Source organism: Symbiobacterium turbinis, from assembly GCF_055383075.1.
This window is the reverse complement of sequence record NZ_AP042433.1, coordinates 2,087,020-2,102,193: the sequence shown is the minus strand read 5'-3', so window position 1 is coordinate 2,102,193 and position 15,174 is coordinate 2,087,020. Positions and strand designations below refer to the sequence as shown.

Annotated in this window: 12 protein-coding genes and 1 tRNA gene; 8 read left to right on the top strand and 5 right to left on the bottom strand. The window is 68.4% G+C overall.

The window, feature by feature from the left end:
• The first annotated feature begins 29 nt into the window (after window positions 1-29).
• The 5 genes from selA (at window position 30) to ACZ45O_RS10015 (ending at window position 6,425) form a co-directional block, all read left to right on the top strand.
• The gene (gene selA, locus ACZ45O_RS10035) at window positions 30-1,430 is read left to right on the top strand and encodes an L-seryl-tRNA(Sec) selenium transferase (protein WP_464852687.1); all 1,401 of its coding nucleotides are present in this window, start codon (window positions 30-32) and stop codon (window positions 1,428-1,430) included.
• A gap of 21 nt (window positions 1,431-1,451) precedes the next feature.
• Window positions 1,452-2,519: a selenide, water dikinase SelD gene (gene selD / locus ACZ45O_RS10030; RefSeq protein ID WP_464852685.1), complete on the top strand. Its 1,068-nt coding sequence runs from the start codon at window positions 1,452-1,454 to the stop codon at window positions 2,517-2,519.
• Window positions 2,519-4,189, top strand: a complete 1,671-nt coding sequence (gene bshC, locus ACZ45O_RS10025) for a bacillithiol biosynthesis cysteine-adding enzyme BshC (protein ID WP_464852684.1) — start codon at window positions 2,519-2,521, stop codon at window positions 4,187-4,189. Before selD ends, bshC begins: the two co-directional genes overlap by 1 nt.
• Before the next feature lie 269 nt (window positions 4,190-4,458).
• Entirely contained in the window at window positions 4,459-5,157 is a 699-nt protein-coding gene (locus ACZ45O_RS10020) for a pyrroline-5-carboxylate reductase family protein (RefSeq protein WP_464852683.1), read from the top strand.
• 14 nt (window positions 5,158-5,171) lie between these two features.
• Window positions 5,172-6,425: a D-alanyl-D-alanine carboxypeptidase family protein gene (locus tag ACZ45O_RS10015; RefSeq protein WP_464852681.1), complete on the top strand. Its 1,254-nt coding sequence runs from the start codon at window positions 5,172-5,174 to the stop codon at window positions 6,423-6,425.
• A gap of 193 nt (window positions 6,426-6,618) precedes the next feature.
• On the opposite strand, the gene ACZ45O_RS10010 is transcribed toward ACZ45O_RS10015, so the two are convergent.
• Window positions 6,619-7,818 (bottom strand): acetate/propionate family kinase, encoded by a 1,200-nt coding sequence (locus ACZ45O_RS10010; protein WP_464852679.1) that lies wholly within the window; start codon window positions 7,816-7,818, stop codon window positions 6,619-6,621.
• On the bottom strand, window positions 7,815-8,705 hold the full coding sequence (locus ACZ45O_RS10005) for a 3-hydroxyacyl-CoA dehydrogenase family protein (RefSeq protein WP_464852677.1): 891 nt from the start codon (window positions 8,703-8,705) through the stop codon (window positions 7,815-7,817). The genes ACZ45O_RS10010 and ACZ45O_RS10005 overlap by 4 nt, the downstream gene beginning before the upstream one ends.
• A gap of 338 nt (window positions 8,706-9,043) precedes the next feature.
• Here ACZ45O_RS10005 and ACZ45O_RS10000 point away from each other — a divergent pair, with 338 nt between their 5' ends.
• Window positions 9,044-10,387, top strand: a complete 1,344-nt coding sequence (locus ACZ45O_RS10000) for a DUF3794 domain-containing protein (RefSeq protein ID WP_464852675.1) — start codon at window positions 9,044-9,046, stop codon at window positions 10,385-10,387.
• Between the two features lie 111 nt (window positions 10,388-10,498).
• Here ACZ45O_RS10000 and ACZ45O_RS09995 read toward each other — a convergent pair whose 3' ends face one another.
• Window positions 10,499-11,113, bottom strand: coding sequence for a hypothetical protein (locus ACZ45O_RS09995; protein WP_464852673.1), 615 nt, complete (start codon window positions 11,111-11,113; stop codon window positions 10,499-10,501).
• A 207-nt stretch (window positions 11,114-11,320) separates the two neighbouring features.
• Here ACZ45O_RS09995 and ACZ45O_RS09990 point away from each other — a divergent pair, with 207 nt between their 5' ends.
• Both ACZ45O_RS09990 and ACZ45O_RS09985 read left to right on the top strand, forming a co-directional pair.
• Window positions 11,321-12,943 carry a DUF3794 domain-containing protein gene (locus ACZ45O_RS09990; protein ID WP_464852671.1) on the top strand — a complete coding sequence of 541 codons (1,623 nt, stop codon included), beginning with the start codon at window positions 11,321-11,323 and terminating at the stop codon, window positions 12,941-12,943.
• 118 nt (window positions 12,944-13,061) lie between these two features.
• Window positions 13,062-13,137, top strand: a tRNA-Val gene (locus ACZ45O_RS09985).
• Window positions 13,138-13,265: 128 nt separating this feature from the next.
• On the opposite strand, the gene ACZ45O_RS09980 is transcribed toward ACZ45O_RS09985, so the two are convergent.
• Both ACZ45O_RS09980 and ACZ45O_RS09975 read right to left on the bottom strand, forming a co-directional pair.
• Window positions 13,266-13,547 carry a tyrosine-type recombinase/integrase gene (locus ACZ45O_RS09980; protein ID WP_464852670.1) on the bottom strand — a complete coding sequence of 94 codons (282 nt, stop codon included), beginning with the start codon at window positions 13,545-13,547 and terminating at the stop codon, window positions 13,266-13,268.
• A 147-nt stretch (window positions 13,548-13,694) separates the two neighbouring features.
• Entirely contained in the window at window positions 13,695-13,964 is a 270-nt protein-coding gene (locus ACZ45O_RS09975) for a hypothetical protein (protein ID WP_464852669.1), read from the bottom strand.
• Window positions 13,965-15,174: the final 1,210 nt, after the last annotated feature.

Genomic DNA, 15,174 nt, shown 5'->3' with positions numbered 1-15,174 from the left:
CAGATTCCGGGCGATCGGAGGAACGAAATATGAAATCGTGGCAGCAGGCGGCGCTCAGAGCGATCCCGCCGGTCAACGAGATTCTGGATACGCCCGCGGGGCGGCGGCTGCTCGCCGAGCGCGCCCGTCCGCTGGTGGTGGATGCGGTGGGCGAAGCGCTGGACGCCCTGCGCCGCAGGATCGCAGCCGCTGTCAGCGAGGAGGAGCTGGCCGCCCTGGACCGCTCCCCCGAAGGGCTGGCCGCCCAGGCCGCGGCGCTGCTCACGCGCCGGCTCCGGCCCCGGCTGCGCCGGGTGATCAACGCGACCGGCGTGGTGATTCACACCAACATGGGCCGGGCGCCCCTGGCGGAGGAGGCGGTGGCGGCCATCGCCCAGATCGCCGGGCGCTACAACAACCTGGAGCTGGATCTCTCCACCGGCGAGCGGGGCTCCCGCTACGCCCACGTGGAGGGGCTCCTGGCCGAGCTCACCGGCGCCGAGGCTGCCCTGGTGGTGAACAACAACGCCGCCGCGGTCCTGCTGATGCTCTCGGCCCTGGCCGCGGGCAAGGAGGTCGTGGTCTCCCGGGGCGAGCTGGTGGAGATCGGCGGCTCCTTCCGGGTGCCGGACGTGATGAAGCAGGGCGGCGCCCGGCTGGTGGAGGTGGGCACCACCAACAAGACCCACCCCCGGGACTACGAGCAGGCCATCGGGCCGGAGACCGGGGCGCTGCTGAAGGTGCACCGGTCCAACTTCCGGCTGGAGGGGTTCACCGCCGAGGTCTCGGTGGCCGAGCTCGCGGAGATTGCCCACCGGCACGGGCTGCCCTGCCTGGTGGACTGGGGCTCGGGGGTCATGCTGGACCTCTCCCGCTTCGGCCTGCCCCACGAGGCGACCATGCCGGAGCTCATCGCGGATGGCGCCGACCTGGTCACCTTCTCGGGGGACAAGCTGCTCGGGGCGCCCCAGGGCGGCTTCATCGTCGGGCGGCGGGAGCTGGTGGAGCAGTGTCGGCGCCACCCGCTGACCCGGGCCGTGCGGGTGGACAAGCTGACGCTCGCGGGCATCGAGGCCACGCTGAAGCTCTACCTGGAGCCGGAGCGGGCCGCGGAGCGGATCCCGGCGGTGCGCATGCTGACGGCCTCCCGGGAGCAGATCGCCCCCCGGGCCGAGGCCCTGGCCGGGAAGCTGCGGGCCGCCGGCATCGCGTGCGAGGTGATCGACGGCGTCTCCCGGGCCGGGGGCGGCGCCCTGCCCGGGGTGGATCTGCCCACGCGGCTGGTGGCGGTCCCGCATCCTGCGCCGCAGGAGGCGGAGGAGCGGCTCAGGGGCTGCGATCCGCCGGTGATGGTGCGCATTCAGGCGGGGCTGCTCCTGCTCGACCCCCGCACGCTCTGGGACGACGAGTTCGATCTGGTGGTATCTGCCCTCAGGTCTGCCATCGTCTAACTTGCTGAGGAGGTGAACGCGATGAGGCTCTCCGGTCCTGAAGACGCAGTCCGGCTGACCCAGTACACCGCCAAGTCCGGCTGAGGGTGCAAGATAGGTCCGGCGGACCTATCCGAGGTGCTCCGGCACCTACCTCCCTCGCTTCCTCACGCCGACGTCATCGTCGGGCTCGACACGCCGGATGACGCCGGGGTCTACCGCATCACCGACGACCTGGCCCTGGTGCAGACGGCGGACTTCTTCACGCCCATCGTCGACGACCCGTACTGGTTCGGCGCCATCGCAGCGGCCAACAGCCTCTCCGACATCTACGCGATGGGCGGCCGGCCGATCACGGCGCTCAACCTGGTCAGCTTCCCCGTCAGCAAACTGGATAAGCGCATCCTCGCCGAGATCCTGCGGGGCGGCGCCGAGAAGGTGGCCGAGGCCGGTGCGGTGCTCATCGGCGGCCACTCCATCGACGGCCCCGAGCCCACCTACGGGCTGGCGGTAACGGGGCTGGTCCATCCGGACCGGGTGGGGGCCAAGGCCGGCGTGCGGCCGGGCGACCGGCTGATCCTCACCAAGCCCATTGGGGTCGGCGTCGTCACCACGGCCATCAAGCGGGGTCTCGCACGGCCGGCAGACATTGATGAAGTGACGCAGGTGATGGCGAAGCTGAACAACGTCGTGGATGTGCTGGCCCCCTTCGACGTCCGCGGCATGACGGATATCACCGGCTTCGGCCTCCTCGGCCACGCCTCCGAGATGGCCCGCACCAGTGGCGTGGGCATCCGGATCTCGGCCGGGGCTGTGCCGGTGCTGGCCTCCACCTACGACTATGCGGAACAGGGCGCCTTCCCCGGCGGCTCCAAGGCCAACTTCCGGTTCCTGACCGGCGAGGGGCACGTGGAGTTCGCCGAGTCGGTGCCTGAACTCCAGCGGCTGGTGCTCTGCGACGCGGTTACCTCCGGCGGTCTCCTGATCGCCGTGGAGGCGGAGCGGGCAGACGAGCTGGCCGCGGCCCTCACAGCACACGGGACGCTGACCGCCGCCCTCATTGGCGAGGCGGTGACGGAGCATCCCGGGAAGATTATGGTGATAGACTGATGCAGATCGAACGGGTGCCGGGCATCGCCCTGAGCACTGGCGGCGCCGTCTCGGCGTACCTGAGCGACTGGGCGCGCGTGGCGCCTGCGTACGAGTATGACTGGAGCCGGCAGGAGAGCTTTGAACGGCGGGCCGCGCACCTGATTGGCGGCGGATACACAGGCGACCGGGCCGCGGTGGCCGCGGCCCTGGAGCGGTACAACCGGGCCCTGGGCGCCGACGAGGCGGCGCTGGAGGGTGCCCGGCTTCTGGGGCAGCCGGGCACCCTGGCGGCGGTGACCGGCCAGCAGGCCGGGATTCTCACCGGCCCGGCCTACAGCATCTACAAGGCCATGACCACCATCCGGCTGGCCCGGCAGCAGAGCGAGCGGCTGGGAAGGCCGGTCGTGCCCGTGTTCTGGATCGCCGGCGAGGACCACGACTGGCAAGAGGTGAGCTGGGTGATGGTGCCCGCGGGGGCCGAGGTCCGCAGGCTCGCCCTGGCCGAGCGGTTCGACGGCGAGCGGCGCTCGGTCGCCCTGGCGCCGATGCCGCCCTCCGTGGCCGACGTGATCGACGAGTTTGCGGCGCTGATGCCGGACACCGAGTTCAAGGAGGAGGTCATGGCGCGCCTCCGGGAGGCGGCGGCTGCGGGACCCGCGCTCGAGCCGGCGGTCACAGGCGGCGCGCCGTCGCTGGCCGACTGGTTCGGCCGGCTCATGGCCTGGCTCTTCCGGGGCACCGGCCTGGTGTTCCTCAACTCGGCCGACCCGGCCCTCAGGCGCATTGAGGCCCCGTTCTTCGCCCGCGCCCTGGAGCGGCAGGCGGAGGTGCAGGCGGCCTGCAGCGCGGGCATGGCCCGCTGGGAGCGGCAGCTGGGGTTTGCGTGTACGGTCGAACAGTCGGCCGACAGCCTCAACCTCTTCATCTATATGGACGGCGACCGGCTGCCCCTGGTGGGGGAGAGGGACCGGGTCTGGGTGCGGGGCAATCCTGAACTCTCCTGGAGCCGGGCTGAGCTGGTGGAGCTGGCGTGGCAGAGCCCGGAGCGGTTCTCCACCAATGTAGTGCTCAGGCCGGTGATTCAGTCGTTCCTCCTGCCCGACCTGTTCTACGTGGGCGGGCCGGGCGAGATCAGCTACTTCGGCCTCCTGCGCGACGTATACCGGGCGATGGGCCAGCAGATGCCCATCGTGGTGCCGCGGGAGGGGTTCACCCTGGTGGAGCCGCCCATCGCCCGCATCCTGCAGAAGCAGGGGCTCACGCTGGACGATGTCTTCCACAGGCTGGAAGAGCGCAAGCAGGAACTGCTGGAGCGGGAGGACCGGCTGGGGATCGCGGGGGCGTTTGCGGCCTTCCGGGCAGAGTTCGCCCGTCGGCATGCCGACCTGGCCGGCCTGGTGTTGCAGCTGGACCCGGGGCTCAGCCAGATGGTGGAAGAGAACCGGCGGCAGATCGAGCACCAGATCAACCGGCTGGAGGAGAAGGCGAGGCAGCAGCACCGGAAGAACTGCGAGACGTCCCTCAGGCAGTTCGACCGGCTGCGGGCCAACATCACGCCCCAGGGGCTGCAGGAGCGGGCCTTCAGCATCTTCCCGTACCTGGTGAAGTACGGGCCCGACCTGGTCCGCCGGCTGGTGGATGAGGTGCCGCTGGAGGAGGGCTGGGTGCACCGGGCCATCTACCTGTAGGACCCGGGCGCCGGTCTGGATGGGAATCGGCGGGAGCGGCCGCGTCCGCTCCCGTTTTCCGCGACCTCCCTGCACCTGCGGTCGTCTTACTCGTGTATAATGATAGCCGTTGAAGCAGGTGTGCTGTCTGTCCGGTCCGTTGCGGACGCCGACCCACAGGTCAGACGGCTCCTCACCCGACCGCGTCCTCGCGCGGCGCTGCGGTTGCCTCCGGGAAAGGATGGGCAGACTTTAAGTGTCTTGTACCCATTCTGCGAGGAGGCAGCGCGGTGAACGACAAGATCGCGATCATCGGCGCCGGACCGCTGGCGTCGATTCTGGCGCATCGCATTCCCACCTCCGCCCGCAAGGTGATCATTGGGCGCCCGAAGGCGTCCGCGGTTGCCCTGGCCGATGAGGTCGGCGGCGTCGCCTCTGACCAGGTCAGCGCCGTGCGCGGCTGCCGGGTGGTCTTCCTGGCCGTGCCTACCCCCGAGGTGGCGCAGACGGTGGCGGACATCCGGCCGCACCTCTCGGCCGACGGCCTGGTGGTCAACATGGCCGCCGACCTGCCGACGGCGGATCTGGAGGATGACGGGCTGCGCGTGGCCGCCGCCAAGGTCATCGGCCATCCCCGGGAGCTGGAGCTGGGCGCGCCGGGCGTCGTCGTCCTCGACAAGGTCGAGCCTGCCGAGGCCGACCTGCTGGCCGGGCTGCTGGCCGACATGGGCCCGGTGGTGCAGGGCGACGAGCGGACCGTGGAGGCTGCGGTGCGCGCGGTCTCCGAGGTGCTGGCCGAGGCGCGCGACGAGCTCCACCGGCGCCTGGCGGACGCGGGGCTGCCCGCCCACGTGGTGCCGGCGGCAATCGCCGCGGCGGGGCCCGGGGTGCTGCGGGCGCTGGCGATGGGTGAGGAGAATACCACTGGCGAGGGGGTCTGGCGACACGCAGGGGCCGGCGAGACCGCTGCTTCGCGAGTCTCGCACTAGGAGGGTGCCCATTGTTGGATCGCAAGCGACTTCGCCCGGCATGGGCCATCGCGCTGGTGGCCCTGCTGGCCGTGCTGCTGACCGGAACGCTCACCGCACCCGCGCAGGCAGCACCCGCCCTGGACCTGGAGGCGCGGGCCGCGGTGCTGCTGGACTTTGCCACGGGCCAGGTGCTGTACGAGAAGAACCCGGATGAGGTCATCTCCCCGGCCTCGCTGACCAAGCTGATGACGCTCCACCTGGCCTTCAAGCGGATCGAGGCGGGCCAGCTGAGCCCCGACGATCCGGTGCAGGTGAGCGAGAACGCCTGGGCGGCCAACTTCCCCGACTCGTCGCTGATGTTCCTGGAGCCCGGCGACAACGTGACGGTGGGCGAGCTCATGAAGGGCATCGCCATCCTGTCGGGCAACGACGCCGCGGTGGCTCTGGCGGAGCATATCGGCGGCACGGTCGGCTCCTTCGTGGAGATGATGAACGCCGAGGCGCAGGCCCTGGGGTTCAAGACGTTCCGCTTCGTCGACCCGCACGGCCTCTCGCCCGAGAACCAGGTGACGGCCGGCGAGTTCGCTGAGTTTGCCCGGCTGTACATTCAGCTTCACCCGGAGTCGCTGGAGACGCTGCACAGCCAGAAATCCTATGCCTATCCTCAATATGAGAACCTTTCGGAGGCCCGCAAGGCCGTGACCTCGCCGGAGGCGCACGTGCCGATTACGCAGGAGAACCGCAACGGCCTGCTCTGGACCTACGAGGGCGTGGACGGCCTGAAGACCGGCTTCGTGGACGAGGCCGGCTTCAACCTGGCGGTGACCGCCCAGCGCGGCGGCATGCGTTTGATCGGTGTGCTGCTGGGCATCCAGGCCGATTCGATTCCCGAGGGCTCGGCCAAGCGGGAGGCGGAAGGGGCGGCGCTCCTGAGCTGGGGCTTCAACAACTTCGTCACCGTGAAGCCGCAGATGCCCGAGCTGAAGCCGGTGCGGGTCTGGAAGGGCGCCGCCAACGAGCTCACCCTGGAACCCGCCGGCGGCGCGCCGACCCTGGTGCTGGAGAAGGGGCTGGAGACGTCGCTGACGGCCTCGGTGCGCCAGGAGGAGTCGGTCACCGCCCCGGTGGCGAAGGGGCAGAAGCTGGGCGAGGTGATCTTCGCCGCGGACGGCCAGGAGGTCGCCCGGCTGGACCTGGTGGCCGCCGAGGACGTGGCGCAGGGCGGCCTGTTCAAGCGGCTCTGGGACTCGCTGCGGCTGTGGATACACGGGTTCTTTAACCGGTAGTGGCTAAATCGAGATCATGGAGGCCAGGGCGCACACCCTGGCCTTTTCCCATGCGTCTGAACGAGATGCGTGTTTCCCGGGCCGGTGCTGCTGAACCTGGGTGTGAAGGCATGAGGAAAGGCGGTGCACCGAGGTGCACCGCCGGAATGTATGTTGCCGGGTTGCCTGGCAGGGCATCGCTGCCTGACGGGCGCTACTTGGCCGCTGCCACCAGCTCCGCCGTCTCCCGGGCGATCATCAGCTCCTCGTTGGTGGGGATGACCATGACCGCCACCTTCGAGTCGGGCCCGGAGATGATCTTCTCCTCGCCCCGGCAGTTGTTGGCCTCCTCGTCGAACGTGACGCCCAGGAAGCCCAGGTTTTCGCAGACCGCCTTGCGGAAGATCGGGGAGTTCTCGCCGATGCCGCCGGTGAACACGATGGCGTCCACCCGGCCCAGGGCCGCGGTGTAGGCGCCGATGTACTTGCGCAGCCGGTACTCCATCATCTCGAAGGTCTCGATGGCCCGCTGGTCGCCCTTCTCCATCTCCTCCTCGATCTGCCGCATGTCGCTGGAGATGCCGGAGATGCCCAGCATGCCGCTGTGCTTGTTGAGCATGGAGTTGACCTCGGAGATGCCGATCTCCTCCCGGGCCATGATGTAGGGAATGACGCCGGGATCGAGGTCGCCGGAGCGGGTGCCCATGATCAGGCCCGCAAGCGGCGTGAAGCCCATGGAGGTGTCCACCGACTTGCCGCCCTGCACGGCCGCGACGGAGGAGCCGTTGCCCAGGTGGCAGGTGATGATGTTGACCTCCTCCAGCGGCCGGCCCAGCATGGCCGCGGCCCGCTGCGACACGTACTTGTGGGAGGTGCCGTGGAAGCCGTAGCGGCGCACCTTGTGCCGCTTGTACATGACGTACGGCAGGGCGTACAGGAACGCCTTGCGGGGCATGGTGGCGTGGAAGGCGGTGTCGAAGACCGCGACGCCGGGGGCGTGGGGCAGGGCGGCCTCGGCCGCCAGGATGCCCGTGAGGTTGGCCGGGTTGTGCAGCGGGGCCAGGTCGAAGAGGTCCCGCAGGGTGCGCTTCACCTCGTCGTCGATGATCACCGACTGCACGAAGGCCTCGCCGCCGTGGACCACCCGGTGGCCCACCGCCGCGATCTCCTCAGGCGCCTTGATGACGCCGTGGGCGGGGTCCGTCAGCGCCTTCAGCACCTTGCGCACGCCGGCGGTGTGGTCGAGGATGGTGCCGATCTCCTTGATCTTCTCGCCGCTGCCCTTGTACTCGAAGATCGCGTCCTCCATGCCGACCCGCTCGACCTTGCCGATGGCCAGGACGGACTCGGTCTCCATGTCCAGCAGCTGGTACTTGATCGATGACGAGCCGCAGTTGAGCACCAGGATTTTCATCGGACAGCCCCCCCGTTCTTGATCCGGTCGCCGTCGGCGTCGTACTTGAAGAAGCCCTCGCCGGTCTCCACGCCCAGGTTACCGGCGCGCACCAGCTTCTTCAGGATGGGGGCCGGCCGGTACTTCATGTCGCCGTACTCGCGCCAGAGCCGCTCGGCCATGACCAACACCGTGTCCAGACCGATGCGGTCTGCGATCTCCAGGGGGCCCCGGGGCATCTCGAAGCCCAGGCGCATGGCGGTGTCGATGTCCTCGGCCGAGGCGACGCCCTCCATCAGCACCTGGCAGGCTTCGTTGATGAGCGGCACGATGAGCCGGGTGGTGATGTAACCCGGCGACTCGAAGACCTCCACGCCGGTGCGGCCGAGCCGCTCCATGAGCGCCATGACCTCGGCGACGGTCTCGTCGCTGGTCTTCAGGCCGCGCACCACCTGCACCACCTTGGTGCGGGGGATCGGCTGCAGGAAGTGGCAGCCGATGACGCGGTCGGGCCGGTTGGTGGCCGACGCCATCTCGGTGATGGAGAGGGTCGAGGTGTTGGAGGCCAGGATGACCTCGCGCCGGCAGACCTGGTCCAGCGTGCGGAAGATCTCCTTGTCCTCCTCGATGTCCACCACCAGCGTGGCGATGACGAAGTCCGCCTTGGACATCTCCGTCATATCGGTGGTCATGCTGATGCGGGCCAGGATCGCCCGCTTCTCGGACTCGGTGAGCGCCCAACGCTCGATCTCGTGCTGCAGCGAAAGCTCAATCTGCCGGCGGGCCTGCTCCAGATCCTCGGGCGACTGCCCAAGCATGATCACTTCCAGGCCCTGCGTGGCCACCAGCTGCGCGATGCCGCGGCCGCTGGCGCCGGTGCCGACGATTCCCCATGTTCGAACCGACATAGTCACACTCCTTACCCACCGACAAGAACTTTGTTCGTCCGTTCTCAATCATAGCGGGAAACGATAAAGATTCCTAGAGGCTCTTTGGCATAAAGTGTGCACCAGGCAGAGGTAGGGCGGGCGCCTCATACACAGTCTGCTTGCCGGAGGACCCGGGCATGCAGGGCGGCGCGGGCGCTTTTTCGCGGCCGTTCGCACCGGTTGCCGCGAGGGTTCATATCATAACCAGCAGGAGGCGGGCGCGTTCCCGCCATTCCACCCCCGAGTGCGGTCCGCCACATAGCTTCCCTTCGCGGCGCCGCCCCTGGGGTCAACGCTATGGAAGGGGGAAGTCGAGCGTGGCCGACTTGCTCAGCACCCAGCTTCTGAAGCTTCAGTGTCTGGTGTGCGAGAATACCGGCGAGGCCTGCATCGAGTCGCGTTTCAAGCTGCCGCGCAAGGCGAAGAAGATCGCCGAGATCCAGGCCCGCATCGTCGACCTGGAAGCCGACGTGATCGACGACCAGGTCTGCATCTCGGGCGTGGTCCACAAGCAGATCTTCTTTGTCGGCGAGGATCACCATGTACATCACGTTCCTGAGGACGTGCCGTTCACCACCTTCGTGAACTGCCCGGGGGCGAAGGCGGGCGACATTGCGGAGGTCAAGGCGAACATCGCCAAGGTGAGCTTTAACCTGGAGTGGGGTCAGGAAGTTGTACAGCGGGTGATCGTCCAGTTCGTCGTCAGGGTCTCGGAGGACTGCCAGGTCAACGTGCGCCTGAACCCCCGGGGGCCGCTGGTCAAGGCGGAATGCGTGGTGGGCGAGGCCACGAAGGCGGTCACCATCGAGAACTGCGTGGAGCTGGACCGGCGGGCCATCAAGATCCGTGACCTCCAGGTTATGCTGGAGGATGTGAAGGCTGAGGCCACCAGCGACCAGGTGATGTTCCAGGGTACCCTGGTGAAGAATATCTTCTACATCTCGGACGAGGATGTCGAGCTCTTCCAGGAGGAGCGCATCCCCTTCTCGGGCATCGCCGACGTCTGCGGCGCCGAGCCGGGCGACAACGTCACCCTGCAGGCGCAGATCGTCCGGGTTGACAAAGTGCTCTCAGACGGCGTGGAGCTCAGGCAGCGGGTGGTGCTCTCGCTGTTCATCAAGGTTACCCGCACCTGCGAGCTCAACGTCGCCGAGGACCCCACCGGCCCGCAGGTGATGGCCTCCCGGGTCATCGCCACCGGCGAGCGGCAGGTGCTGGTGGAGAACGTGGCCGACCTCAACAAGCCGGCACAGAAGATCCAGGAGATCCAGGCCCGGGTGGAGGACGTGGCCGTGGAGGTCATCCCCAACAAGGTGATCATCACCGGCACGCTCCACAAGCAGATCTTCTTCGTCGGCGAGGACGACATCGTGCGCCACCAGGGCGAGGACATCCCGTTCACCACCTTCGTCGACCTGCCCGGGGTGAGCCCCGGCGACGAGATCTCCGTCACCCCGGTGGTGGAGCACGTGGGCTTCGACCTGCTCGACAAGGTTTGGGTGGGCCCCCACGGCGACGACTGCGACGACGACGAGGGGCGCCCGGTCTTCAGGCGGCTGCTGCAGCGCACGGTGATTCTGCTCTGCGTCATCGGCAGCCAGGAGCACCCCATCCGCATCGCACAGGCGCCCCTGAGCGGTCTGCCGCTGGCCGCCGGCTGAGGCCCGGCCCCGCTCACCGGGGCCAGGGCGCCGGGTGGGCTGTACAGCAGTCCTGGCGCCGGGGGCGGAAGGAGGGAGGCACCCCGCAGTGGGGCGCCTCCCTCCGCGCGCTCAGCCGCAGGACCACTCCAGCCACCACCAGCGCTCGAACTCGGCAACGAGCCCGGGCGGGTTGACCCTGCGGGTGGCCTCCAGGCACCAGTGGTCGTATTCCCACTGGTGCACCAGGAGCGGAATCACCCGGCCGAACCGGCTCAGGATCACCCCGGCGTCGTGCAGCCGCCGGGCCACCCGGACCACCAGCTCCATCAGCGCCTGTCGGGCGGCGCTCTCCCAGGCGTCGTACAGGCCCGGGTCCTCCAGCAGGGCGGCGATCTCGCCCGGGCTGCGGTAGAGCCCCTTCCGGGCGAGCCAGCGGGCCAGCATCCGGTGGGTGCGGACGTCGGCCAGCCGGTCGCACTCCTGAGCGGAAAGGCCCACGGCGGTGATGAACTCCGGCTCCCACAGGGCAAAGTACCACCGGGCCTCGCCGGGCGCCTCGCCCTGGCTGATGGCCTGCCGCAGGTGCCAGGGGGTGTTGTAGTAGAGCCAGAGCTTCATGCGGTGGGGGCCGTCGTCGAAATCCACGTAGAGGGAGAGGACGTAGGCCTCCTCCAGCCGGGGGCACTCGGCCAGCAGGAGCCCCTCCGCCAGGCGCTGAAAGAGGTGTTCTGCGAACGGCTCCATCCCGTTCACCTCGATCGTCGGGTTTCGGATGGAGAGTAATTCTACTGACTTCCTTCTTTTTCCTCTTCAGGAGGAATGATGAAATGCAGTGGGGCGAACGCGGTTCTGGCGGCCAGCGCTGGGGCGCAAGTGCGGTTGGCAGGATAGGGGCGTTGCGGCGGAAAGGCAGTTCTAGGGCCAGGCGCTCAGTCGTATAGGTGGCCTGAGGTGGGACAGGTGCTCTTCTACCGCGCACGCCTGGACAGGCCCGCAGCGGCCCTGCAGGTATCGCTGAGCCCGGTCCGTCCTGCCTCCCCTGCGGCGGCGGCCGGCCTCGGGGGGCGGGTGCGGGTGGTGGCGCGGTACGGCCCCGCGTCGGGACCTGTGGGGGTGCACCGGGGCTGGCTCCACACCGACCTGCCGCCGGGCCGGCGGTTGCGGCTGGCGGGTTGCCAGTCTGATGGAGACGCCCTGCTGCTCTCGCTTGGGGCCGTACCCATGCGGGCCGGGCGGGAGCGGCTCACGGACCGCTTCCGCCTGCCCTTCCGGCTTACGGCCTGGGGCGTCGAGGCGGTGGCGGGCGTGCGGGTTGAGCTGTTCTGCGTTCCGTCCGTCCGGCCCGGGGTCCTGCTGCTGCGCGGCCGTGCCGTGGTGGTCCTGGAGACGCCGGCGGACCGGCTGGTGCGGGTCGTCTCCTTCTGCCGGCGGCTGGCCGTTGACCTGAACCTCCACCTGCGCTGGCGCGCCCGCGCGGCGGTGGAGGGGCTCGACGTGAGGGTGGGTCCGGGCGGCGCGGTGGAGGGCTGGCTGCACGTGGCGGTGGTGTGCCAGGGGGAGCCCGGCCGCGACGACGGGGGTGCTTCCGGAGCGGCGCTGAGGGATCCGGCGGCGGTGCGCCGGGTGGACGCCGCGGTCGCCCGGCTCGATGCAGAGGTCATCCGCGATGGGCTGGCCCTGGTCTCCGGCGCCGTGGAGCTGGACGTCGCCTGGGCGGACCGGTCCGGCAGGGGTCGCTGGACATCCCGGGAGGTGCCCTTCAGCGCCCTGATGGAGATCCCCGGGCTCAGCGAGGGGGACAGGCTGAAGCCGGTGGCGCAGGTGGAGCGGGTGAACCGGGTGGGAGCAGGCGCGGACGAGTGGGCCTTTCTGCTGCTGGGGGTCGGACTGACCGCCCTGCGGCCGGTGCACCGGGAGATCGGCGGCGCCTGGTACCGGATGGCGCAGGTGGTAGGGCAGGCGGTGGCGACGGCGGAGGTGGACGAGCCGCTGTTTCCCCGGGGGGAGCCGCCTGCGCCGGCGGATCCGTGGCGGGAGGTTCGGCCGGACCACGGGCTGGCGGGACCCTGGACGGCCTTGCAGGCCCGCATCCGCCGCGCCGGTGGCCGGGCTGTGCTGGAGGTGCGCGGGGAGCCCTACGGTGCGGGGGGCGCCGGGGCTGCGGCAGCGGGCTCAGGCCCTGCGGCAGCCCGGCTGGAACTGCCCGGCGGCATGGATGCGCAGGTGAGCCTGGCCGGCTTGGGGGCTCAGGCCGAGCTGCTGGTCAGGCGGCTGGCGCATGGCGGCCCGGATGGTGGCGTGGAGGTGCGGCTTCCCCGGATGGCGGCCTCTGGCCAGTGGCACGCGCTGGGGGAGCCGGCGCGCTGGGTGCTGGATGCGGTGCCCTGTGTGGGTGGCCTGCGTTGTCTGGTGCGGAAGGCCGACGGGCTTTCCAACATCGTGCTGCCTGTGCGGCAGGAGGCCTGTGAGTCGGCGGCTGCGGACGGGGGCGCGCCGACGGCATGGACGGTCGCGGGCACGGCGGTGCGGGGTGTGGGGATGGATCGGCTGTGGGTGGAGGTGGGAGAGGGATGAGGGGGCGGGATGCGTGTGTGCGCTTTGGCTGCGCAGGGTTGCTGTGCGGGCCTCATGGCACTTTGCGGCACTGGACACCGTTCCGGCGGCATGCTAAAATACCTCTTGCTTGCATATCGGTCGCTTAGCTCAGTTGGTAGAGCACGTGCTTTACACGCATGGGGTCGGGGGTTCGAGTCCCTCAGCGACCACCAACTGTCACAAGGGTTGGCGGGATTGGCTCCCCACACAACACCCTGAATGTGGGGAACGTGCGGGGAACCGGCCACAAATGTTTAGGCCGGGGCTTGCGCCCCGACCGGTTTCGGTGTCTGCGGGCCCTTCACCGGTCCTCTCTGTTGGCCGCCTGGAAGAAGGCATCGACCTTCTGGGCGGCTTTTTCTTTTTGTCTTTCCAGCACGTGGACATACAAACTCTTCGTGATCGTGACGGTCGAGTGACCCGGGACCTTCTGCATCACCGTATCCGAGACGCCTTCGAAGGCCAGGAAGGTGGCGCAGGAGTGGCGCAGATCGTCGAAGCGGATGCGGGGTAGGCCGGCGGCCTCGCGTCCCTCCTGGGACCGCGCGGATCTGCCGTTGAATGGTGTCGGCTTCCCCGACATCCTGCGTTGAACCAATTTCCCATAGCCGAGAAAATGGTAGAGGAGGGGGTTCAGTTAGACTGATACCCCCACCTCCAAGTACACGAATTTCGTAGAGTTGGCGCCTTGCTCTACGAAACACGTAGAGCGGACCGGGTAAACGTGGCATCAGGAACCGCAGTTTGATCCGCGGTCTGATTCCGCCGGCCGCCTTGAGGGTGGTGGCATGCTTCCCGCCTTCAGTTCCCGCTCCATTTCCAAGGCCCAGGCGACCCACCTTCTGGCCAAGTCCAGATCCCCTTTGGCTATGAAACGGTCCGCTACCGCCAAAGCCACGGCAATTCGATCCTTAAGGCTTAATTCCGCGAACTTCAAAGCGAAGGCAAGGAGAAACTGCTCTCTCTCCTCAGCGGTGGATTCGGACGCTTTCTGGGTCACGGTTTGAGACCTCCTTTGTGGGAGGCCCCGACGAAGGGTGATAGTATCTAGATGCGCAGTCGGGATACTTCGCCAGGGCGGCTCCTCGTGGTGCCGTCCCGCCTGGGCCGGGGGTGTGCGAGCCCCCCGGCCTTTGGCGTTTGGACGGTGGCTAATCTAGCAGCCGGACTCGCTTGGAGGCGGTCCGCCGTTGCCGTTACCGCCGTTGCATGCACTTACCTGGCTAGGCAACGCCAGTAGTGAAGCAGCCGCGGTGAAGCAGATTAGCGCTGCCACGAGAAGACGCCGCACGTTCAGGAGGATCACCTCCTCCTGCCCGTTCACTCAGGAGCAGGATGTCGAGAAGTTCCCACTCTTGGAGGGCTGCAAAACCTGCGGCGTAGCTGATTAGAGCCGAGGCAGCCCCGTCCTGTTGGAGGCGCTGGTAAGCGCTGGCCAAGAGCAGAGCTACCTCTGCTGCGTCTACGAAGTCATGGGTCCGGCGGCCGGGAGCTGATAAGGCTGCACGACCGAACTGGATGGCATCGTTGAGCCGGCCCTCTGCAATCAGAACGCCGGCCATTGCGCCATCGAACAGGTAAGCCAACTCTACAGGGAAGGCTTCCCGAGGCGACAGAACCGCCCGGGCCCTTTGTGGGCGCCCAGCCCGTATCAGGGCCCAAGCCATGTTGTGGCTCGTGACCACAGCCTGGACGGAGTTCTCCAGACGGCAGAAGAGCGTATGTGCCTTCCTGAACCACCGGAACGCATCATGGAAACGGCGCTCCTGGTAGGCAATGTGGCCCATAGCACGAACGACATATGGCGTGTAGGGTTCCAGCTGCGGGTGGGCGGCCGCCTGGCGCAGATAGGCACGAGCGTAGGGCCGAGCTCGGCGCGGTAGCCCCGCATCCACGTAGGTACATGCCAGCATGTGCAGGGCCCAGAGGTAGAGGACGCTGTCAGGTTCGGCCATGCGCAGGCATGCATGGGCTGCCTGCAGGGCCTCCCGCCAACGGCCCTCAGAGGCCAGCTGAACCGCGAGACTTCCGAGAGTCCTGGCATCCTGTGGCAACGTCCTCACCTCCTCCTGCTTAGGCAGTGCAGGCCGGTCGAGTGTCCGTTAGGGAAGCGGAGCGAACGTAGCCCGACTGTCAACCGGCTCTGTCCTTGCGCAACCGGAAAGAAGAAGCCCCATGCACAAGACCAGACATAGGCACAACTGCTTGTT